Genomic DNA, 21,437 nt, shown 5'->3' with positions numbered 1-21,437 from the left:
AACAAGATGAATTTTAAAGAATTAAATATAATTGCCCCTATATTACAGGCAATTGAAGAAGAAGGTTATACAACAGCTACTCCCATTCAAACACAGGCCATTCCATTACTGCTCGAAGGCAGGGATGTGCTAGGCTGCGCGCAAACCGGAACCGGCAAAACAGCCGCTTTTTCCATTCCTATGTTACAGATACTTTCTAAAAGGCAGCAGGAAAAAGGTAAACGAAACATCAAGTCGCTGATTCTTACACCTACACGTGAACTGGCCATCCAGATAGGCGACAGCCTGGATGCTTATGGACGGCATCTGCATTTAAGAAATACGGTTATTTTTGGAGGTGTTAATCAGAACAAACAAATAACAGCGCTTGCCGCCGGTATAGATATACTGGTTGCTACACCCGGGCGTTTATTAGACCTGATCAGCCAGGGATTTATAAGGCTTGATCATATAGACTTCTTTGTGCTGGATGAAGCCGATCGTATGCTGGATATGGGGTTTGTTCACGATGTAAACAGAATATTGAAACTATTACCGTCTAACCGCCAGAACCTGTTTTTTTCAGCTACCATGGCGCCCGAGATCTTAACCCTTGCAAACGCTATTTTAAGAAACCCGGTAAAAGTGGAAGTAACACCTGTTTCTTCTACCGTTGAAAAAATATCTCAATCGGTGTATTTTGTTGACAGAGGCAACAAAAATGATTTGCTGGTAGATATACTCAACAACTCCGCCGCAGAAACAGTGCTGGTATTTAGCAGAACCAAGCACGGCTGCGATAAAATTGTTCGCCATGTTAGTAAATACGGAATTAAATCGGATGCCATTCATGGGAATAAAAGTCAGAATAACCGTCAACGGGCGCTCAGCAATTTCAAGAGTAAGGATATAAGGGTGCTGGTAGCCACTGATATTGCAGCCCGGGGTATCGATGTGGAAGGAATGGAACTGGTTATTAATTATGACCTACCCAATGTTTCTGAAACCTATGTACACCGTATTGGCCGTACGGGGAGAGCCGGTAAGGACGGGCAGGCCATATCCTTCAGCGATTATGAAGAAAAAGCCTTTTTAAAGGATATCGAAAAGTTAACCAGGCAGCAAATACCGGTTATCAATGACCATCCCTACCCAATGGAAGTTTTCGAAATCCCCAAAAAATCAGAACGCCCGCCCCGCCAGAAACGAGGCATAGAAAGCAAAAATGGTTTTAAAGGGGTAAACAACAATCATCCGGCGAAGCCGCAAAGACCGCAAGCGGCCACCGAAAATAGACATAAGAAAAAATGGTACGGCAAAAGAGACCGGGCCTAAATCAAAAATAGCCCGCAGTCTAAAACCACGGGCTATTTTATAATATTTATATTAACCTATTTACCCAGTATCTCTTCCAGCTTTTCATCAAGGGCATCACCACGTAAATCCTTCGCAACAATTTTTCCATCAGGACCCACCAGTAAATTACGGGGAATAGAGGTAATCTTATATTTCTGGGCTACTTCATTTTCCCATCCCTTCAAATCACTCACCTGAGTCCATTTCAATTCATCTTTAGCAATCGCCTTCAGCCACTCCTCTTTTTCTTCATCTAAAGAAACGCCCAGTACGGTAAAGTTTTTGTCCTTGTATTTATTAAATGTCTTCACCAGAAAATGGTTCTCTTTCCGGCAGGGGCCGCACCAGCTGGCCCAAAAATCTACCAACACATATTTGCCTTTGAATTGCGAAAGGGTTACCTGCTTTCCAGTGGTGTCAGTCTGCGAAAAATCTAAAGCAATACTTCCCACCGAATTAAATTTAGCATTAACAACCGCCTGCTTTAACTGTCCGCCAAAGACATTGCTCAAAGCAGCAGGCTTTAAACTATTCATTCTTTTCTCCAGCACGGCGACATCTTCTGTTAGATTGATGGTTGACAAAATCGCCAATGTGCTTACCGGCGACGCTGGATTTTTTGCAATAAAATTGTCCAGGGATACCTGAATGTCGTTGGTCGCGCTGTCCAATCCCGTCCTTACCGCATCACTTCCATCACCAGACTGTAACTGCTGTATCAATGCGCTTAACCTGCTGAACTTAGGTACAAAGAGATTCTGAAACTCTGTAAAACTATTTTGTATGGCTGAGCCCGAAAATTTCCATTCATCAACCTTCTGAGTAACAGCGCCTGTAACGCTTACCACTTCGTTACCCAGGAAAACAGCCGTTTTAATACTATCGCCTACACCTAACCCCAACAAAGACGGCGCTTCGAGTTGTGTTGAAAGCGTAAACTTTCCCCCTGTGGACTTACTTTCAGCAAGAGGGGTGCCCGGATTTTCAAGATCGGTTAACACTATCGTGCTGTTATCTGCCAAACCGGCTATTGTGCCGCTAAGCGTAAGCTTTTGAGCCATTGCCCAAACCGGCAATAAAAACAGAAGAGCTGCTGATAAAACTAATTTCATTTAAAAACTTTACGGATAAAAAATAAGCACCAGTATCTAACACCGGTGCTCAGAACTTAACACAGATGATCGAAATTTGTTGCAGGTTGCAAAAATAACGGGCAACTGTAAATTCATTTGTTAATTAAGAATACTTTGTACAAAACTTCGGGTAATGGCCTCGGGCGACTGTGCATGCTGTATGATCTTAATATAAGCTGACCCTATAATGGCTCCCTGTGCATATTTACAAGCGCCATAAAATGTTTTCTTATCCCTGATGCCGAAACCGACTAATATAGGATTCTTCAATCCGTAGCCCTGAAGCCTTTTCAGGTAAAGCTCCACCTCGTTAAAATCCTTTTCCCCGCCAGTTGTCGAAGAAGAAGAAACAGCATAAAGAAAGCCGCTGCTCAGTTGATCCAGCTTTTTAATCCGTTCCTCAGAAGTTTCAGGAGTAACCAGGAAAATAAAATTAAGATTGTATTTTTCCATGATGGCTTTGTAGGTTTTCTCAAATTCATGTTGCGGCAGATCGGGCAGTATTAAACCATCAACACCTGCTTTAGCAGCGTCAGCACAAAATTGCTCAAAGCCGTACTGCAATACAGGATTCATATAGCCCATTAATACTACGGGGATATTGATCTGCTGACGCATGCCGGCCAATTGTTCAAACAAAACCTGCATGGTCATTCCGTTATCCAGGGCAATCGCGCTACTTTTTTGAATGGTTTCTCCATCAGCCAATGGATCGCTATAAGGCATACCCAGTTCAATTATATCTGCGCCACTATCCTGTAAGGCCTTCATTACTGTTAATGTGCTATCCAGTTTAGGATAGCCCGCTGTGCAATATATATTTAAAATTTTCTTCCCCGATTGAAATACTTGGCTTAGTCTGCTCATTATTTGGATACTTGATAGTTGAGTCTTTTATTTTTTGTTTAATTCCTGCATGTAGGTTTCCATATCCTTATCGCCCCGGCCGCTCAAACAAATTACCACGTTGTCAGCTTTTTCAAATTTCAGCTGTTTTAAAGCTGCCAGTGCGTGAGCGCTTTCTAAAGCAGGGATAATTCCTTCCAGTTTCGCCAGTTCAAAAGACGCCTCCAAAGCTTCTTTATCCGTAGCCGACAAAAATCGCCCCCGCCCGGTAGCAAATAAATTAGCGTGGATAGGGCCGATTCCCGGATAATCCAGGCCTGCAGAAATACTATGCGGCTCTACTACCTGTCCGTCGGCAGTTTGCATTACATAGCTTTTGCTGCCATGTAAAATCCCCGGCTTGCCCAATTGTGTGGTGGCTGCGCTCATACCGGATTGAACCCCACAGCCTGCAGCTTCTACCGCAATAATATCTACCGAAAGCTCATCCAGGAAATGATAAAAAGTTCCCGCAGCGTTGCTTCCCCCGCCTACGCAGGCTATCACCGCTTTGGGCAGCTCAGTACCTGTTTTTTCTTTTAGCTGTGAGCGTATTTCTTTACTGATCACACTTTGAAAACGCGCTACCATATCGGGGTAAGGATGGGGCCCCACTACGCTGCCGATGATGTAAAAAGTATCCTGGGGATGATTGATCCAATCGCGGATGGCTTCATTGGTGGCATCCTTCAATGTTTTGCTGCCACTGGTCGCTGGTACTACCGTGGCACCCAGCATTTTCATGCGCGCTACGTTGGGCGCCTGTCGCTCAATATCCTTCTCCCCCATATATACAATACACTGCAACCCTTTTAATGCACAAACGGTAGCAGTGGCTACACCGTGCTGGCCGGCGCCGGTTTCAGCTATAATTCTTTTCTTACCCAGCCGTTCTGCTACCAGTATTTGTCCAATGGTATTATTCACCTTGTGTGCACCGGTATGGCACAGGTCTTCCCGTTTCAGATAAATATTGGTATTATATTTTGACGATAAGCGGGACGCGTAATACAAAGGCGTTTCACGACCTGCATAATCTTTTAATAAAAACCGGTATTCTTTCTGAAAAGATTCGCTGTTAATAATGTCCAGATAATTAGAGCGCAATTCCTCAACATTTGGGTATAACATTTCGGGAATATAAGCGCCACCGAATTCGCCATAATAACCCAATTCATCGGGCTCTTTATAAGTTGCCTGCATTAATCTAATTTATTTAAGTAAGGGATGTAAAGATAAGAAAACAAACTGCCTGTACTGGCATAGAAGATCAGTAGCGTTAACGCCACCATCGAAAGGATGTATTTGAAACAGAACATTTCATGAGCAACAAATATAACTCAATTTATACTTTTTGCATTCGTTCTCTTAAATATTTTTTACGGATCACATCTTCCACGTGTATACCCGAAATCTTACTTTCCAGCCAGCTGATCACATCCAGGTACGCAAAAGCTCTTGCTTCCAGGCGGTTATGCTGGTACTTTTTCAGCTTATTTAACAGCTTTTCAAATTCTGCCCTGATCGTTTTCTCGTTAAATTTAAAAGCCCTCCGCAAAAAGCTAAACATTTCCTCCTCCACCTTACTGAGATTCTCCATCTTGGCCATGTAGCGGTAAACCGACTTGATGAGGTACTCAAGCAAATTGTAATTACCTAATTCATAATGCGCTATTAAATGTAATAAACGGGAATAGCACTGCAAATCTGTACGCAGGTCGTCTTTCTGATTAATAATACGATTGAGATAGTCAATGGCGTTGCTGTTATCCCCACTGCCAAAGTAAAGACAGGCAATCTTATAATAAAACACCATTACTCTGTGACGATCGAGATAGCGTCCATATTTCACCAGCATCTCTTCTAAAAAGGGTACCATCTTAATTCCTTTGTGAAAAGCTCCTTCCAGGAAATGCAGGTTTATTACCGCGGTGTAGAGATATACATAAGTTACGATACGGTTGTTATCATTGTCTTGTACCAACTCAGTTTGGGCAAAGCGCTTGAATTTCCTGATGCTGGAAGCCAGTTTTTCATGATTGAGCAAATTAAAATGAGCTGACATCAGATTGTGCATGCCTTTTACATACATCGCCGTTTCTGTCTCAATCATTTTGGGATATTGCTCAAAAATATCCACCCACTTCTGGCAATACCGGTAATACATTAAAAAATCCAGTTTGATATAAGCATACCAAACGGAACACTGATAGAGATACACTTTCTCATAAAAGCTGGCTCCAGTATTTTTAACAAGCTCATGATCCATCAAAGCCTGCACGGTTTTCATATCATTCTGATTTCGAGCATGCCCGTTCTGTATATACCAGCTGTATAGTTTCAAATTAAGATTAGACAAATCATTGATATGATCAATGGTTCGACTTACTTCGGTTGCCTCTGCAATCAATTCATCCGCACGGCTGGTTAGTCCACGTGTAATGTATAGTGCTTCTATCTTTTTTTCGAAAAACAACCCCTGTTGCAGGTAAGTATATTGATGATTGGTCCTGGCAACTTCTTTCAAACGTTCTAAAACCTTTAGCGTCTGGTGGTATAAGCCTTTGTTATATAGCAATCGTGCATTATCCATCATTTCATGCAGCTGCATATCCACATTCCGATCATCTTTCAACACACGTAAGCTACTTAGTATCTGGCGGTACAATAAAGCTTTTGTATTGGAAAGCTGTTGTTTGCTCACACTGGGAACTTTTTTCAGCAAAAGCGCCTCGTCATATTCAGCCATTTTATCCAATGCGTCAAACAGCAGGATGCTCTTCAGGTTTTCCGAACCGGAATTTCGGTTCACAAAAAGCTTCAGATTTCTCTTTTCCGACTTTTCGAGGGATTTGATCAACTGAAAAAGCGCATCGGTACTTCTACTGGGCATTGTAATTTAAATGAATATTATTTATTGGTTATCAATAAAATAAGAAAAAATATTAAAATTTATATGGTGTAAATCTCCCGCCAATAAAGTTTCATTCACAATATAGGAATGTTTAATTTTATAGACAGATATTATCTGGCCGTTGCCGGTTTATTATCCGTAAAATTAATTCATCATAACGATTCAAATTAAATTATGGCACAAGACAAAGTTTTTATTTTTGATACGACCTTGAGAGATGGCGAGCAGGTTCCGGGCTGCAAGCTTAATACAGAAGAGAAAATAAAACTTGCTCTTGAATTGGAAACCCTGGGAGTAGATATCATCGAAGCAGGTTTCCCTGTATCCAGTCCGGGCGATTTTGCTTCGGTAAATGAAATCTCCAAAGTAATTAAAAATGCTACCGTTACAGGTCTTACCCGTGCGGTACAAAAAGATATCGAGGTAGCTGCGGAAGCTTTAAAACCGGCAGTTCGTCCCCGTATTCATACAGGTATCGGGTCTTCCGACAATCACATAAAGTACAAATTCAATACCACCAGGGAGAATATCATTGAGCGCGCTATAGCTGCGGTGAAGCTGGCACGCAACCTGGTTCCCGATGTGGAGTTTTATGCGGAAGATGCAGGCCGTGCAGATCTCCAGTTCCTGGCACAACTTACAGAAGCTGTGATCAAGGCTGGTGCTACAGTGGTAAACGTTCCGGACACTACCGGTTTTTGCCTCCCGCACCAGTACCAGGAAAAAATGCAATACCTGATCAATAATGTGTCGAATATCGATAAAGCTATTCTTTCCTGCCATTGTCATAATGACCTGGGATTAGCTACAGCTAATTCCATTGCCGGCGCTATTGGCGGTGCCCGTCAAATTGAGTGTACCATTAATGGTATTGGGGAAAGAGCTGGTAATACTTCGCTGGAAGAAGTAGCGATGATCATTAAGAAACATCCCGAATTAGGTCTTTACACTAATATCGACACAACAAGACTATTACCCATGAGCCGCCTGGTTTCAGACACCATGCGCATGGTGGTACAACCTAATAAAGCCGTCGTCGGTGATAATGCATTTTCACACTCCTCAGGTATACACCAGGATGGGTTCTTGAAAGAAGCCACCACCTACGAAATTATCGCTCCTGAAGAAGTAGGTGCGGATACTTCTAAAATTGTGCTGACTGCCCGCAGCGGCCGCAGTGCATTAGCGTACCGTTTTAAAAACCTGGGATATGAATTCGACCGCAACCAGGTAGATGAATTATACCAGCAATTTTTAAATGTGGCGGATGCTAAGAAAGAAGTGCAGGATAGCGATCTGAAAGAAATGGCGGAGAAGGTAAGCAGTTAAGAGATAGTCTATTGACCATTGATTATTGACCATTCACAAACAAACTCGAACAACTATATTATATCATGAGCGAATTAAATAAATACTCGAAAACTATTACGCAGGATCCTACGCAGCCGGCAGCGCAAGCGCAGTTGTATGCACTGGGACTAACTGAAGAAGATTTGAAAAAAGCCCAGGTGGGTATTGTAAGCATGGGTTACGATGGCAATCCTTGCAATATGCACCTGAACGGATTAGCGGCAGATGTAAAGAAGAGTGTATGGGGGAACGACCTGGTGGGCTTCATCTTTAATACCATTGGCGTAAGTGATGGCATGAGCAACGGAACAGATGGAATGCGTTATTCATTAGTAAGCCGCGATGTAATTGCGGATTCTATTGAAACAGTTGCCGGCGCTCAATATTATGATGCATTGATCACTGTACCGGGTTGCGACAAAAATATGCCAGGTTCATTAATGGCAATGGGCCGTCTTAACCGCCCTTCCATAATGGTTTACGGAGGTACTATTGCTCCAGGTCATTACAAAGGGCAGGATCTGAACATCGTATCAGCGTTTGAAGCATTAGGTCAAAAAATTGCGGGTAATCTTGACGAAGCCGATTTCCAGGGCATTGTAAAAAACAGCTGCCCGGGAGCTGGCGCCTGTGGCGGTATGTACACCGCTAACACCATGGCTTCTGCCATTGAAGCGATGGGCATGAGTCTTCCCTACTCCAGCAGCAATCCGGCATTGAGCGAAGAGAAAAGAAAAGAATGTGAAGAGGCCGGAAAATACATCCGTGTATTAATGGAAAAAGATATCAAGCCCCGCGATATCATGACACGCAAGGCTTTTGAAAATGCCATTACTGTTATTATCGTATTAGGAGGAAGTACCAACGCTGTACTGCACCTGCTGGCAATGGCCAAAAGCGTGGGCGTTTCTTTAACGCAGGATGATATACAGGCGATCAGCGATAAAGTTCCGGTATTGGCCGACTTTAAACCAAGCGGTAAATACCTGATGCAGGACCTGCATGAAAAAGGCGGTGTACCTGCTGTAATGAAATATTTATTAAAGAATGGATTGATCGATGGCAGCCAGTTAACTGTAACCGGCAAAACCATCGCTGAAAACCTGGAAACCGTTCCTGATCTCGATTTTACAACACAGGATATCATTTATCCTTTGGAAAATCCTTTAAAGAAAACAGGTCATTTACAGATTTTATACGGCAACCTGGCCGAAAAAGGTAGTGTGGCAAAGATCAGCGGCAAAGAAGGCGAACGTTTTGAAGGCACTGCCCGCGTGTTTGATGGTGAGAAGAAATTAATTGCAGGATTGGCGGAAGGCCGGGTAAAAGCCGGAGATGTAGTGGTTATTAAAAATGAAGGCCCTAAGGGAGCACCCGGTATGCCTGAAATGCTGAAACCAACAGGAGCTATTATTGGTGCCGGATTAGGTAAATCAGTAGCATTGATTACAGATGGCCGTTTTAGCGGAGGCACCCACGGCTTCGTGGTAGGCCACGTAACACCTGAAGCTTTCGAAGGAGGTTTGATCGGTTTTGTTCAGGATGATGATATCATTGAAATAGATGCCGTTAATAACAAGCTTACATTAAAAGTATCTGAAGAAGAAATCACTAAAAGAAAAGCCAACTGGAAACAACCGGCATTGAAAGTAACCAATGGTGTATTATATAAATATGCCAAACTGGTTAAAGATGCTTCACAGGGTTGTGTAACGGATGAAGATTAAAGCATGCAGGTAATTCAGTCCATACAAAACAGGACCTGACCGGCCGGCAGGCGGGTCTACGATGCCCTTGAAAATTTACTGGACGACAAAGCGGCTGAAAGAAAATGGGAGAATAGAGAGCGAATTGGTTTTAAAACTGAGAAATGACAAAAGAATACTTTAAAGAACTGGCAGATTATAATCTGTGGGCCAACAATATTGCCTGCGGATGGCTGGAACAGTTAAGCGATGAGTATTGGAGGCAGCATGTCGTCAGTAGCTTTAATAGTATCCGAGAAACTGTATTGCACATCATAAGCGCCGAAAACGCCTGGTTACAACGGTTTCATAAAAAAGAAAAGGTAGACTGGTTGCAGGCTACGTTTAACGGAACAAAAGACGAACATTTAGCTCTTTGGAGAAAGACATCAACTGCATTAAAAGAATTTATCGATGCTTTTGATGAGGCAAAACTGAACGAACCTTTAGCATTTAAGAGATTAAATGGTGAAGCCTATTCAATGCCCTGGTACCAGCTTTTTGCGCATGCCGTCAATCACGCCTCCTATCACAGAGGACAATTGGTTACCATGCTTCGACAGGTTGGTTTTTCAGATTTGCAGGCAACAGACCTGATGATCTACTACCAGAACCGTTGATCAGTAAGCTCCATGATCTAAGAAAAGAACATAGTATAACAGTTACAGTCATTTAAAGAAATAAACATTGAGTTATGAATACTCTTGAAATACAGAAAGAAGCTACTTCTATCCCAACAAAAAAAACTGAAACCATGTCGGGCAGCAAGGCGGTAATTGAGTGCCTGCTGGCAGAAGACACGGAAGTTATATTTGGTTATCCGGGTGGCGCCATCATGCCCATCTATGATGCCCTATACGATTATAAAGACAAAGTGGAACATATATTGGTTCGTCACGAGCAAGGTGGAATTCATGCCGGGCAAGGCTACGCGCGCACCAGTGGCCGTGTGGGCGTTGTTTTCGCTACCAGTGGTCCGGGGGCAACCAACCTGGTAACTGGTTTAGCCGATGCGCAGATCGATTCAACACCACTGGTTTGTATTACAGGCCAGGTATTCGCGCATCTTTTAGGTACAGATGCCTTCCAGGAAACAGATGTAATCAATATAACCACCCCTGTTACCAAATGGAATTACCAGGTTACAGACGCCAATGAAATTCCAAGTGTATTGGCCAAAGCGTTCTATATAGCACGTAGTGGTCGCCCGGGGCCGGTATTAATAGACATTACCAAGAATGCGCAAATTCAACAATTTGAGTTTCCCGGTTATGAAAAATGCACGCATGTACGCAGCTACCGCCCCAAGCCTATTGTTCGAAAAGAATATATTGAAGAAGCTGCTGAACTGATCAATAACGCAGAAAAACCGTTTGTACTATTCGGGCAGGGGGTAATACTGGGAGAAGCTGAAAAAGAGTTTGCCAACTTCATTGAAAAGGGTAACCTGCCAGCGGCCTGGACCATCCTGGGCGAAAGCGCTATCCCTTCTGACCATCCTTTAGGAGTGGGTATGCTGGGCATGCATGGTAACTATGGACCTAATGTGCTCACCAATGAGTGCGATGTTTTGATCGCGGTAGGTATGCGATTTGATGATCGGGTTACCGGAAGACTGGATAAATATGCGAAACAAGCGAAAATCATTCACCTGGACATTGATCCGGCTGAGATAGATAAAAATGTAAAGGCAACTGTAGCTGTTTGGGGTGATTGCAAGGAAACATTACCTCTTCTTACGTCTTTATTAAAAGAAAAAGACAATACTGCATGGCTGAACAAATTTAAAGAATACGCCAAAGAAGAACTTGAGCAATGTATACAGCCCGAGATGAATCCTGAAGGAGATGTGATGAGTATGGCTGAAGTGTTAAATGCTTTAAACGAACTAACGAATGGCGATGCTGTAATTGTTACCGATGTAGGACAACACCAGATGGTGGCCTGCCGCTATGCTAAATTCAATCAAACCCGGAGCAATGTTACCAGCGGTGGATTGGGTACGATGGGCTTTGGACTCCCTGCTGCTATCGGTGCCAAATATGGAGCTCCCGACAGAACCGTGGTAGCTATCATCGGAGACGGCGGATTCCAGATGACTTTACAGGAATTAGGCACTATTATGCAGTTTGGAGCAGCTGTAAAAATCCTGATATTAAATAATGAGTTCCTGGGCATGGTACGCCAATGGCAGCAATTATTCCATGATAAGCGTTATTCATTTGTAAATATTACCAGCCCCAACTATATTATGCTGGCTCAGTCATACGGCATATCAGGTCAGAAAATAGATAAACGTGATGATCTGAAAGCTGCACTGAAAACAATGCTGGATCACGACGGAAGTTATTTACTGGAAGTAATGGTAGGTAAGGAAAACAACGTATTTCCAATGGTGCCACAGGGATGCAGCGTAAGCGAAATCAGACTAAAATAATATCAGAGTCATAACATTCATGCAAGACCAGGCTTTCAATAACATTCCCGCGCAATACAACAGTATTCTGGTTGCAACCCGCAAGCTATCTTTTGACATGGCTTCCGATTTGCAAACAGGCTCCTTATTAAGTACATTGGTAGCATCAAAACCCGGCGCAAACATCCTTGAACTTGGCACGGGCAGTGGCCTATCTACTTCATGGATATTGCAGGCTATGGATAGCACAGCGCAGCTTACGACTATCGATAATAATGCGCTGTTGCATGAGGTGGCTACGCAAAACCTGGCTGATCCACGGATAAATTTTGTTCTGACAGATGGTTACGAATGGTTAAAAGATTATAAGGGAGCGCCATTTGATTTCATATTTGCTGACGCAATGCCGGGCAAATATGATCTTTTTGAAGAAACATTTTCTTTCCTCAAAAAAGGAGGGATCTATTTTATAGATGACATGCTTCCTCAGCCCAACTGGCCCGAAGGACATGCAGAGCGAGTCGAAGGCTTTGTCGAAATGTTAGGCCAAAGAAGCGATCTGACCCTGACAAAACTCAACTGGTCAACCGGAATCATCATCATAGTTAAAACAGAAGATATTAATAAATTATGATTTCAGATATATGAATCGGGCAAATCATAAAACATAGTTCATAAATCACAATTCACACAATGAAACAGCAATATACCATCACCGTTTACGCAGAAGACCATATAGGTTTGCTTTCGCGTATTTGCATCATATTTTCCCGCAGAAAAATAAATATCGACAGCCTTAATACTTCCTCTTCAGAAATTGACGGTATACACCGTTTCAATATTCTGATAGATGAAACAGAAGAAGTAGTAAAGAAACTGGTAAAGCAAATAGAAAAGCAGGTTGAGGTACTAAGAGCTTTTTACAATACCAATGACGAGATTGTTTGGCAGGAATTGGCGCTGTATAAAGTACCTACCAAAGAAGTGGCGGAGAAAATGGTAGTAGAAAGAATATTGAGAAAATATGGAGCCCGCGTAGTTTGTGTTCGGCCAGACTTCACCGTTTTTGAATCTTCGGGGCACACTGAAGACACTGAAGAACTGGTAAAAAAATTAAGCGAATACAACCTGGTTGAATTTGTGCGTGGTGCAAGAGTGGCTATTATGAAAGAAAGCGAAGGTTTTCATAAAAGACTGAAAGAATTTGAGTACAAAGAACCGGGCGAAGAAGTAATTGAAAACGAATTCCTGGAAAAAGGTGAGAAAATATTCACCATGTAATAAAAGGCAATGACAAAAACACAGAAATATATTATTCATTGTATAGAGGCAGCCAGAAAGGGCTTTATTGAGCTTACAGAAGGATTAACAATTGAGCAGCTCAACAAAATACCCCCGGGGTTTAACAATAACATCGCCTGGAACTTTGGCCATATCTCCGTATCGGCATTGGCATTGGCTTTTAAAGCATCGGGAGTGAAACCAGCCATCGAAATCCCCTATTTTAAAGAATATGGAAAAGGAACCAGGCCCGAAACAGACATTGATGCAGAAGAATTGCGGGCTTTGAAAGATTATGCCGTAACTGCAATCAGTATGATCAAGGAAAGCCTGACCGGCAATGAATTTAGCAATGCAACTATTACCCCCTACACAACGGCCACATACGGTATCCCCATGACGGATATTGATGAGATTATTGCTACTATTGCAATGCACGACAGCCTGCACTATGGTATTGCCAAGTCTTTAAGCAGGATCGTTTAAAACAGATAATAAATCTTACTAAAAAGTAAAAAACAAAAACAACAATAAACAATGGCAAATTACTTTAACACACTACCTCTCAGAGAGCAACTAAACCAACTGGGTGTTTGCGAATTTATGAGCAACGACGAATTTTTAGACGGCGTTGATGCATTGAAAGGTAAAAAAGTGGTAATTGTGGGTTGTGGTGCTCAAGGCCTCAACCAGGGATTAAACCTGAGAGATAGCGGTTTGGATGTTTCCTACGCGTTACGTAAAGAAGCAATCGAAGAAAAAAGAGCCAGCTGGAAAAATGCGACCGACAATAACTTCAAAGTAGGTACTTACGAAGAATTAATTCCAACTGCTGACCTGGTAATAAACTTAACTCCCGATAAGCAACACACAAGCGTTATTAACGCAGTAATGCCGCTGATGAAACAAGGCGCTACTTTATCATACTCGCATGGTTTCAATATTGTTGAAGAAGGCATGCAGATCCGTAAAGACTTAACCGTTATCATGGTGGCTCCTAAAAGTCCGGGTAGCGAAGTAAGAGCAGAATACCTGCGTGGCTTCGGTGTTCCTACCCTGATAGCAGTACACCCAGAGAACGACCCGGAAGGAAAAGGTTTGGATTGGGCAAAAGCTTATTGCGTAGGTACAGGCGGACATCGTGCAGGCGTTTTAAGATCCTCTTTTGTTGCTGAAGTAAAATCAGACTTAATGGGCGAGCAAACCATTCTTTGTGGTTTACTGCAAACCGGCTCTATCCTTTCTTTCGACAAAATGGTGGAGAAAGGAATCGACCCTGGTTATGCTTCCAAACTGGTTCAATATGGTGTAGAAGTTACTACTGAAGCTTTAAAGCATGGCGGTGTTACAGGTATGATGGACCGTTTAAGCAATCCTGCTAAAATTAAGGCATTCAAAGTTGCGGAAGAATTAAAAACCATCATGCGTCCTTTATTCCAAAAGCACCAGGACGATATTATGAGCGGCGAGTTTAGCCGTGTTATGATGGAAGACTGGGCCAATGGCGATGCCAACCTGTTGAAATGGAGAGCAGAAACTGGCGAAACTGCCTTTGAAAAAACGCCTGCCGGTGATATAAAAATCAGCGAACAGGAATATTTCGACAACTACACACTGATGGTTGCTTTTATCAAAGCCGGTGTAGAATTAGCTTTTGAAACAATGGTTGAAGCGGGCATTAAGCCGGAATCTGCTTACTACGAATCATTGCATGAAACGCCTTTGATCGCCAATACCATCGCACGTAAAAAACTGTTTGAAATGAACCGCGTCATTTCTGACACTGCAGAGTACGGTTGTTATTTATTCGATCAGGCTTGTAAGCCATTACTGGCCGATTTCATGAAAACAGTAGATACCGATTTGGTAGGTAAAAATTTCAACGAAGGCAAAGACGGATCTGTTGATAACCATGAGCTGGTTGAAATAAACGAAGCCATCCGTTCTCACGAAGTAGAACAAGTAGGTACTGTATTGCGTAAAGCAATGACGGCGATGAAAGCCATTAAAACCGCTTAATCCTGTTATTGAACTAGTAAATATCATTTTAACCTTATGCAGACCTGACAGGCTTACACCTGTCGGGTCTTTTTTGATCAGATCATTTTATTCTTAACTGTATGATTGTAGATATAAAAAACCTTTCCGCCCGGTACGAGGCAAAAAACGTCTTACACAATATTTCCCTTTCCATACAACCCGGGGAAAATTATGTAATTAGAGGTGAAAGCGGAAGCGGCAAAACCACGCTGGGGAAGGTCATTGCAGGGCTGGTAAAATATACAGGAGAACTAAACATTCACCTCTCACCGGCCTCAGCGCTCAAACCCGCCGTGCATTTCGTGGAAAGCTGGTACCGGTTTACAAATCTTGAAGGCGACAGAAACTTTTATTACCAGCAACGCTACAATCACCAGCAGAAAAGAGATACGGTTACTATTGCCCGTGAGCTGGAATTATATGGAAAGGAACACTCATTAGATATTGCTGCATTAAACGAACTGATCACTACGTTTAGTTACGCAAAAGTGCTGGACGAACAGCTCTTTGAAATCTCCAGCGGCGAGCATAAAAAATTGCAATTGATCAAAGCCTTATGGCTAAGTCCGCAGCTATTAATCATCGATCAGCCCTATACCGGGCTTGATGTTAAAGCGCGTGCGCACCTTAACCAGGTACTCAATAATTATGTTGAAAAAGGAGGTACATTAACCCTTATCAGCAATGATACAGAACTGCCTGATAGCATTAACCGCGCCATCTTTATGAAGGATGGAACACTTATAAATAGCAATACGCCACTGAATTTACATGAAAAGGAGCTGAAGCCCCTCCCTTCCTTTCTGCTGCAGCGTCCTCAATATACTTCGCACAACATTATTTCTATGAAAAACATCCGTGTGAGGTACGATCAGAAAGAAGTATTATCTGGTGTTGACTGGGAGGTGAATGCCGGTGAACGCTGGTTATTGCAAGGCCACAATGGTTCCGGTAAATCTACACTCCTCAGTTTAATTACAGGAGACCATCCACAGGCCTATGCTAACGATATTAAACTCTTTGGTGTGCAACGTGGTGGCGGTGAAAGCATATGGGATATCAAAAGACGGATCGGGATGATATCTCCCGAAATGCACTGGTATTTTGATGCCAATGCTACTGTCCTGCAAAGTTTAGCCTCCGGTTTCTTTGACAGTAATGGTTTGTACAGGCAACTGCGCTATACCCAAAAGCAACAGTTAGAGGAGCTACTTCAGTTCCTGGATCTGCAGGATGTTAAAAACGAACTATTAAGTACCCAGCCATTGGGCAAACAAAGACTGGCATTACTGGGCCGCACCATTATCAAAAATCCGCAACTATTGGTCTTGGATGAACCCTGCCAGGGCCTGGATCAACAACAAACACAGTACTTTAATAAACTGGTAGATGAGATCAGTAAAAATGGTGTAACTATTATTTATGTAGGTCATTTTGAAACACAACTACCCTCATCAATTACTCATAAACTGGTTTTAAAAAACGGTAAAAAAGTTCCCGGAATTTAAAAACCTGTTCCTTTCTAAGGCGTAACGGGCCATATTACCCTTACCGGTTTCACTTCTGTTTGTTCGTTCAACGCAATATTGGACCGTATTCCTTTTACATCATATAATTCACAAGGCATGCATGAGTTAACGGGTTTTGTAATGTTATAAAATGTTCTCCGCTGATCCGGTACTCGCTTACAACATATAATTGACTATGTTCTTCTTTCTGTATAGCAGCGATCTTCACTTGTAACCATGCCGGAATATCCCGGGGGCATGTCATCGTTGTTTATTTCTTCTTTCTTAGAACAGCAAATTAAGATGATACAAAGCAGGCAAATTAGCATCGTATTTCTCATATTGAAGTAATTAGCTGCTTAAATATAATACTAATTCATAAAGAAAAGTATCAATACTACAACCATTGAGCTTTAACGAATATGCCGCAGGATGGACGTGGCTGTTTCTATCACCTCATCTTTTTTGGCAAAGCAAAACCTCACGATCCGGTCTTTCTGCAGCGTTTTATAGAAAGCGCTCAAAGGTATCGTCGCTACTTTATGCTCTGTGGTCAGCCATTGGGCAAACTCAACATCATTTAAATCACTTATAGCAGAATAGTCATATAGCTGAAAATAAGTACCCGCACTGGTCGCCAGCGGTCTTAATGGTGAAGGTTTTAATCCATCAATTAAAAGATTTCTTTTGACTTGCAAAGTACGCCCCGCTTCCCCGGCATCATATAGCTCCAGGTATTTCGCCAGCGCATATTGAGCAGGCGTATTAACACTGAAAGTAAGATACTGATGTATAGAGCGGAACGCCTCTGTAATGGCTTTCGACGCAACACAATAGCCTACTTTCCACCCGGTGATATGGAAAGCCTTTCCAAAGGAATAGATCGAAATAATCTTGTCGTTGAATAAAGGCTGTAAAAATCCGGGGATATGCCGCTGCCCGTCAAACACAATACTGTCGTACACTTCATCCGATACTACATAAATATCTCTTCCATCTATAATAGCGGCCAGCTGGTCCCAGTCATTTTGACTCCATACATAACCCGTAGGATTATGCGGTGTGTTAATGAGAACAGCTTTTGTTTTAGCACTGATCGCATTTTGTATCTTTTCCCAGTCGATAGCAAAATTATTGTGACTTTCAAGGGTAACGCTCACGGGAACACCTCCATTAATCTCAATAGCCGGCAGATAACAATCAAAAGCTGGTTCGAGATAAATAACTTCATCACCTTTTTCAATAATCGCGGCAAACGCTGTGTAAATACCGTAGGTAGCGCCGGGTGTTATGGTAACTGTATCCGGTGAACAAAAACCGGTGTTATACCGGTCATTCAAAGTGCAGGATATATTTTCTCTTAACGGAACCAGTCCCTGCATGGGCGCATATTGATTAAAGCCCTCCGTAACGGCCTCCCGCAATAACTCACTTAACTCAGAAGCTATCGGGTAGTCCGGTAATCCCTGCGACAGGTTATAGGCATTTTCCTGCCTGGCCAGGTTGGTCATCACGGTAAATATATTTACAGGAGATGCAGTGTGTTTATTGCGTAAGCTCATGAACAAAAGTTGTATATCGATCTTGCTAACTTAATAAAGAAATAGTTCCCGTCAAAAAGAGATCGGCGCCCTGTTGATAATAGCCCGAAAAATCCTTGTAAATTTGAAGATTCAGAATCAATCAACATGTCATTTCATAGTACCCTATCCGTTGAATCAGTGCAGGAAGCTGCAAGCAGGTTAAAGCAAGTGGTATCGAAAACCCCTTTGCAGTTAAACGCAACATTAAGCAAACAGTTTGGAGCGAATATCTATTTAAAAAGGGAGGACCTCCAGGTAGTACGCTCTTATAAATTACGGGGTGCTTATAACATGATGAGGAGCCTCTCCCCGGAAGAACTGGAAGGAGGCGTTGTATGCGCCAGTGCGGGCAACCATGCACAGGGTTTTGCCTACAGCTGCAAAGCATTGAATATTAAAGGCACTATTTTTATGCCTTCCATTACACCCAAACAAAAAATAACCCAAACAAAAATGTTTGGCGAAACCAATATCGAAGTTATTTTAACCGGCGACACCTATGACGATTGCGCTAATGCTGCCAAGAGATTTACCGCACAAAACAACATGACCTTCGTTCACCCGTTTGATGATATGAAAGTAATCGAAGGACAGGCTACGGTAGCACTGGAGATCAGCGAACAATTAGATCATATCGATTATGTAATACTCCCCATTGGCGGAGGCGGTTTATGCGCGGGTGTTGGAAACTTCGTACGGCTGGCCAGCCCTTCAACGCAAATAATAGGCACCGAACCGGAGGGAGCGCCTTCCATGACGGAAGCGCTAAGTGCGGGGCATCCGGTAGAACTTGGCAGTATCGACAGGTTCGTGGACGGCGCTGCCGTTAAAAAAGTAGGCGACCTGACTTTTAGCATGTGTAAAGAAGTATTGGATAAAGTTGTTCTGGTACCGGAAGGAAAAATATGCACCACCATACTGGAGCTGTACAATAAAGACGCAATCGTCGTAGAACCTGCAGGAGCTTTATCCATTGCTGCGCTTGGCCTGATGAAAGATAGCATTAAAGGCAAAAATGTAGTTTGCATTGTCAGTGGAAGCAATAATGATATCGACCGCATGCAGGAGATCAAAGAACGCAGCCTTCAGTATGAAGGACTAAAACATTATTTCCTGATCGATTTTGCGCAACGCCCAGGCGCATTAAAGAATTTTGTAAGCAATGTATTGGGGCCTGATGACGATATCACCCGCTTCGAATACATGCAAAAAACCAATAAGGAAAGCGGGCCTGCATTGGTAGGTATTGAGCTAAAAGCAAAAATTGATTACTATAGCCTGATGGAAAGAATGAACCAGTATAATGTTCAGTATAAAGAGCTGAATAAGGACAACGCGCTATTTGCTTACCTGGTTTAAATAAGATATTATGAGATATATTTTGTTATTGACAATTGCTTTTCTGGCTGTTAATACACCCGCCTATTCGCAGATGGACGCCTATCGGGAGTTCCGTGCCCAGCCATCAGTACCCCCCTATGGTCTTCCAAAAATAAAAGCGCTGATCAGCAAAATCAAACCTCAATCAGACGAGGATAATTCTGATATGGGCATCAGCCCGCTCTCCACAAAAGACTACGATGCACTGTCTCTCCGGGAGAAGTTTACCTACGCGATGATACATCCCGAAATGTACGCTCAAAACTGCGCCATCTTTGTTCCCCAGGCTAAGGAAGATCAAAAAATATTCGGCTACCTGATATCCTGGATGAATGAGGAAACCTGGAGCAACCGGCAACTGGAATTCCTTGAAAAAAACCGGGACTCGGTCATGGCTATCATCAAAGAATCTGTTACCCGAAGTAAACGAATGGGTGTGAATTACAAAGACGCGCTTGTAGAGATCAACGCCTGGGAAATGATCCCTTTCCTGATCTCCTATTACAAAAAAAATAAAAAGGACAAAGACGTTTTAACGACACTGATGTTGTTGATGAAAAAAGGCAACTATGCTGATTTCGTTAAATCACAATCCTACAAAAATTTATATGGGGTAGCAGATAACTATGAATCATCCATGACGTTTAATAAGGCGAACGAAGCGTTGACCCTACAGCGGGCGCAGGCCTACTTCCATTCAAAGAAGCCGGATGCTCCAACCAATTAAACGGTATATTCTATTAACGCTGATAAACTCAATCAGTTATTCGCCAACGCTATTCAGCCAGGATAGCCTGTTCGTTTGCGTACCCGGTGGCACTTACCAGGTAGGTCAAAAAAATCACACGCAAAATCCGTTAAGGAAAATAAGTATCAACTCTTTTTATATAGCGGCCCATGAGCTAACCAACAGTGCATTTGAAAAATTCGTACAGGCCACCGGTTACATCACTGAAGCAGAGCGGTATAAAAATGCACTCGTTTTTGAGCCGGGCCTGAAAGAATTCAGGTGGCTCACCGACAGTACAGCCTATTGGCGTTATCCAAATGGAATAATGCGGGGAGGTATTGAAAAGAAAATGGATCACCCGGTAACCTGCATTAGCTTTAACGACGCCCTGGCCTATTGCAAATGGGCTGGTGTAAGACTGCCTACATTGGAAGAATGGGAAATTGCGGCAACAGCCGGCACTCCTTCCAAATATTTCAGAAAAGTAACCAAAACCAATATCCGGCGCTACGCCAATATCTGGCATGGCTACGATCACCTGCAACCCGATCATACTGATGGATTTCTTTATACAGCTCCCGTGGCTAGCTTCAAACCCAACCCGCTGGGGCTTTATGATGTGCTGGGCAATGTGTTTGAATTTTGCTCGGGCTCCCTGCCACGCGACAATGGTAGAAAAGTAGCCCATGCCCGCGGCGGCTCCTGGTGGTGCAGCGCCAACGCCTGCAGCTTTTTCAATACCAAAGATATCGGTTCTGTAAATCCACATGCATCCTTCAGTAACCAGGGTTTCAGGGTGGTAAAAAGTATACGCTGAAAATCTCTTTTTCAAACGCCGTTTTTGCTTTTAACCATGCCTTTCGCAGAAAAATTAAAATATGAGGCAATACATAAAATACTCATAAAAAACTGCTTAATAAAGCACCTGCACCTTGTTAAAATAATAATTGTCAGTACTACCATTTATTATTAATTTGCGGTTAGAAAACCGTGCCTCCATTAAACTATCCGACCAATAGACAGCCACTAACAATTGGGCTATTCATTAGAAAATATCTAATACTTTATTTTATTTTTTAAACAAACAATAATTTTACATGGCCTCAGCAGTCGCTTTGTCAAATTATCAACTTTTTT

The 21,437-nt window shown here is 42.6% G+C and carries 18 protein-coding genes; 13 read left to right on the top strand and 5 right to left on the bottom strand.

Annotated features, from left to right (window positions below):
* The first annotated feature begins 6 nt into the window (after positions 1–6).
* On the top strand, positions 7–1,314 hold the full coding sequence (locus U0035_RS18245) for a DEAD/DEAH box helicase (protein ID WP_114791602.1): 1,308 nt from the start codon (positions 7–9) through the stop codon (positions 1,312–1,314).
* 56 nt (positions 1,315–1,370) lie between these two features.
* Here the strand turns inward: U0035_RS18245 and U0035_RS18240 are convergent, their stop codons facing one another.
* From U0035_RS18240 to U0035_RS18225, 4 genes are all read right to left on the bottom strand, one after another.
* Positions 1,371–2,447, bottom strand: coding sequence for a TlpA disulfide reductase family protein (locus U0035_RS18240; protein WP_114791603.1), 1,077 nt, complete (start codon positions 2,445–2,447; stop codon positions 1,371–1,373).
* Positions 2,448–2,567: 120 nt separating this feature from the next.
* Positions 2,568–3,335 (bottom strand): tryptophan synthase subunit alpha, encoded by a 768-nt coding sequence (gene trpA, locus U0035_RS18235; protein WP_114791604.1) that lies wholly within the window; start codon positions 3,333–3,335, stop codon positions 2,568–2,570.
* A gap of 27 nt (positions 3,336–3,362) precedes the next feature.
* On the bottom strand, positions 3,363–4,556 hold the full coding sequence (trpB, locus tag U0035_RS18230; RefSeq protein ID WP_114791605.1) for a tryptophan synthase subunit beta: 1,194 nt from the start codon (positions 4,554–4,556) through the stop codon (positions 3,363–3,365).
* A 142-nt stretch (positions 4,557–4,698) separates the two neighbouring features.
* Positions 4,699–6,246 (bottom strand): hypothetical protein, encoded by a 1,548-nt coding sequence (locus tag U0035_RS18225; protein WP_114791606.1) that lies wholly within the window; start codon positions 6,244–6,246, stop codon positions 4,699–4,701.
* 195 nt (positions 6,247–6,441) lie between these two features.
* Between U0035_RS18225 and U0035_RS18220 the strand changes: the two genes are divergently transcribed.
* The 9 genes from U0035_RS18220 (at position 6,442) to U0035_RS18180 (ending at position 16,607) form a co-directional block, all read left to right on the top strand.
* On the top strand, positions 6,442–7,596 hold the full coding sequence (locus tag U0035_RS18220) for a 2-isopropylmalate synthase (RefSeq protein WP_114791607.1): 1,155 nt from the start codon (positions 6,442–6,444) through the stop codon (positions 7,594–7,596).
* Between the two features lie 65 nt (positions 7,597–7,661).
* A complete protein-coding gene (gene ilvD, locus U0035_RS18215) occupies positions 7,662–9,344 on the top strand; it encodes a dihydroxy-acid dehydratase (protein WP_114791608.1) in 1,683 nt (560 codons plus the stop codon).
* A 143-nt stretch (positions 9,345–9,487) separates the two neighbouring features.
* A complete protein-coding gene (locus U0035_RS18210) occupies positions 9,488–9,982 on the top strand; it encodes a DinB family protein (protein ID WP_114791609.1) in 495 nt (164 codons plus the stop codon).
* Between the two features lie 74 nt (positions 9,983–10,056).
* Entirely contained in the window at positions 10,057–11,799 is a 1,743-nt protein-coding gene (ilvB, locus tag U0035_RS18205; RefSeq protein WP_114791610.1) for a biosynthetic-type acetolactate synthase large subunit, read from the top strand.
* A 19-nt stretch (positions 11,800–11,818) separates the two neighbouring features.
* On the top strand, positions 11,819–12,412 hold the full coding sequence (locus tag U0035_RS18200; RefSeq protein ID WP_114791611.1) for an O-methyltransferase: 594 nt from the start codon (positions 11,819–11,821) through the stop codon (positions 12,410–12,412).
* Between the two features lie 59 nt (positions 12,413–12,471).
* Positions 12,472–13,059 carry an acetolactate synthase small subunit gene (ilvN, locus tag U0035_RS18195; RefSeq protein ID WP_114791612.1) on the top strand — a complete coding sequence of 196 codons (588 nt, stop codon included), beginning with the start codon at positions 12,472–12,474 and terminating at the stop codon, positions 13,057–13,059.
* Between the two features lie 9 nt (positions 13,060–13,068).
* On the top strand, positions 13,069–13,545 hold the full coding sequence (locus tag U0035_RS18190; RefSeq protein WP_114791613.1) for a DinB family protein: 477 nt from the start codon (positions 13,069–13,071) through the stop codon (positions 13,543–13,545).
* A 51-nt stretch (positions 13,546–13,596) separates the two neighbouring features.
* Positions 13,597–15,078 carry a ketol-acid reductoisomerase gene (gene ilvC, locus U0035_RS18185; protein ID WP_114791614.1) on the top strand — a complete coding sequence of 494 codons (1,482 nt, stop codon included), beginning with the start codon at positions 13,597–13,599 and terminating at the stop codon, positions 15,076–15,078.
* Positions 15,079–15,179: 101 nt separating this feature from the next.
* A complete protein-coding gene (locus tag U0035_RS18180) occupies positions 15,180–16,607 on the top strand; it encodes an ATP-binding cassette domain-containing protein (RefSeq protein ID WP_211316468.1) in 1,428 nt (475 codons plus the stop codon).
* 413 nt (positions 16,608–17,020) lie between these two features.
* Here U0035_RS18180 and U0035_RS18175 read toward each other — a convergent pair whose 3' ends face one another.
* Positions 17,021–18,169: a methionine aminotransferase gene (locus tag U0035_RS18175; protein ID WP_114791616.1), complete on the bottom strand. Its 1,149-nt coding sequence runs from the start codon at positions 18,167–18,169 to the stop codon at positions 17,021–17,023.
* 126 nt (positions 18,170–18,295) lie between these two features.
* Between U0035_RS18175 and ilvA the strand changes: the two genes are divergently transcribed.
* The 3 genes from ilvA to U0035_RS18160 are packed head-to-tail and all read left to right on the top strand — an operon-like array spanning position 18,296 to position 21,117.
* Positions 18,296–19,549: a threonine ammonia-lyase IlvA gene (gene ilvA / locus U0035_RS18170; RefSeq protein ID WP_114791617.1), complete on the top strand. Its 1,254-nt coding sequence runs from the start codon at positions 18,296–18,298 to the stop codon at positions 19,547–19,549.
* 10 nt (positions 19,550–19,559) lie between these two features.
* Positions 19,560–20,297, top strand: coding sequence for a hypothetical protein (locus U0035_RS18165; RefSeq protein ID WP_114791618.1), 738 nt, complete (start codon positions 19,560–19,562; stop codon positions 20,295–20,297).
* Complete coding sequence (locus U0035_RS18160) at positions 20,281–21,117, top strand: SUMF1/EgtB/PvdO family nonheme iron enzyme (RefSeq protein WP_114791619.1); 837 nt, start codon at positions 20,281–20,283, stop codon at positions 21,115–21,117. The genes U0035_RS18165 and U0035_RS18160 overlap by 17 nt, the downstream gene beginning before the upstream one ends.
* The last annotated feature ends 320 nt before the right edge of the window (positions 21,118–21,437 follow it).

The sequence above is a fragment of the Niabella yanshanensis genome (genome assembly GCF_034424215.1).
GTDB classification, from domain to species: Bacteria; Bacteroidota; Bacteroidia; order Chitinophagales; family Chitinophagaceae; genus Niabella; species Niabella yanshanensis.
Note: the sequence above shows the minus strand (reverse complement) of the source record. Positions and strands in the feature narration are given on the sequence as shown.

What these genes read in the sequence shown, in the direction of transcription:
- U0035_RS18245 (WP_114791602.1), top strand. Translation starts at nt 7, where the DNA reads ATGAATTTTAAAGAATTAAATATAATTGCCCCTATATTACAGGCAATT.
- U0035_RS18240 (WP_114791603.1), bottom strand. Translation starts at nt 2,447, where the DNA reads ATGAAATTAGTTTTATCAGCAGCTCTTCTGTTTTTATTGCCGGTTTGG.
- trpA (WP_114791604.1), bottom strand. Translation starts at nt 3,335, where the DNA reads ATGAGCAGACTAAGCCAAGTATTTCAATCGGGGAAGAAAATTTTAAAT.
- trpB (WP_114791605.1), bottom strand. Translation starts at nt 4,556, where the DNA reads ATGCAGGCAACTTATAAAGAGCCCGATGAATTGGGTTATTATGGCGAA.
- U0035_RS18225 (WP_114791606.1), bottom strand. Translation starts at nt 6,246, where the DNA reads ATGCCCAGTAGAAGTACCGATGCGCTTTTTCAGTTGATCAAATCCCTC.
- U0035_RS18220 (WP_114791607.1), top strand. Translation starts at nt 6,442, where the DNA reads ATGGCACAAGACAAAGTTTTTATTTTTGATACGACCTTGAGAGATGGC.
- ilvD (WP_114791608.1), top strand. Translation starts at nt 7,662, where the DNA reads ATGAGCGAATTAAATAAATACTCGAAAACTATTACGCAGGATCCTACG.
- U0035_RS18210 (WP_114791609.1), top strand. Translation starts at nt 9,488, where the DNA reads ATGACAAAAGAATACTTTAAAGAACTGGCAGATTATAATCTGTGGGCC.
- ilvB (WP_114791610.1), top strand. Translation starts at nt 10,057, where the DNA reads ATGAATACTCTTGAAATACAGAAAGAAGCTACTTCTATCCCAACAAAA.
- U0035_RS18200 (WP_114791611.1), top strand. Translation starts at nt 11,819, where the DNA reads ATGCAAGACCAGGCTTTCAATAACATTCCCGCGCAATACAACAGTATT.
- ilvN (WP_114791612.1), top strand. Translation starts at nt 12,472, where the DNA reads ATGAAACAGCAATATACCATCACCGTTTACGCAGAAGACCATATAGGT.
- U0035_RS18190 (WP_114791613.1), top strand. Translation starts at nt 13,069, where the DNA reads ATGACAAAAACACAGAAATATATTATTCATTGTATAGAGGCAGCCAGA.
- ilvC (WP_114791614.1), top strand. Translation starts at nt 13,597, where the DNA reads ATGGCAAATTACTTTAACACACTACCTCTCAGAGAGCAACTAAACCAA.
- U0035_RS18180 (WP_211316468.1), top strand. Translation starts at nt 15,180, where the DNA reads ATGATTGTAGATATAAAAAACCTTTCCGCCCGGTACGAGGCAAAAAAC.
- U0035_RS18175 (WP_114791616.1), bottom strand. Translation starts at nt 18,169, where the DNA reads ATGAGCTTACGCAATAAACACACTGCATCTCCTGTAAATATATTTACC.
- ilvA (WP_114791617.1), top strand. Translation starts at nt 18,296, where the DNA reads ATGTCATTTCATAGTACCCTATCCGTTGAATCAGTGCAGGAAGCTGCA.
- U0035_RS18165 (WP_114791618.1), top strand. Translation starts at nt 19,560, where the DNA reads ATGAGATATATTTTGTTATTGACAATTGCTTTTCTGGCTGTTAATACA.
- U0035_RS18160 (WP_114791619.1), top strand. Translation starts at nt 20,281, where the DNA reads ATGCTCCAACCAATTAAACGGTATATTCTATTAACGCTGATAAACTCA.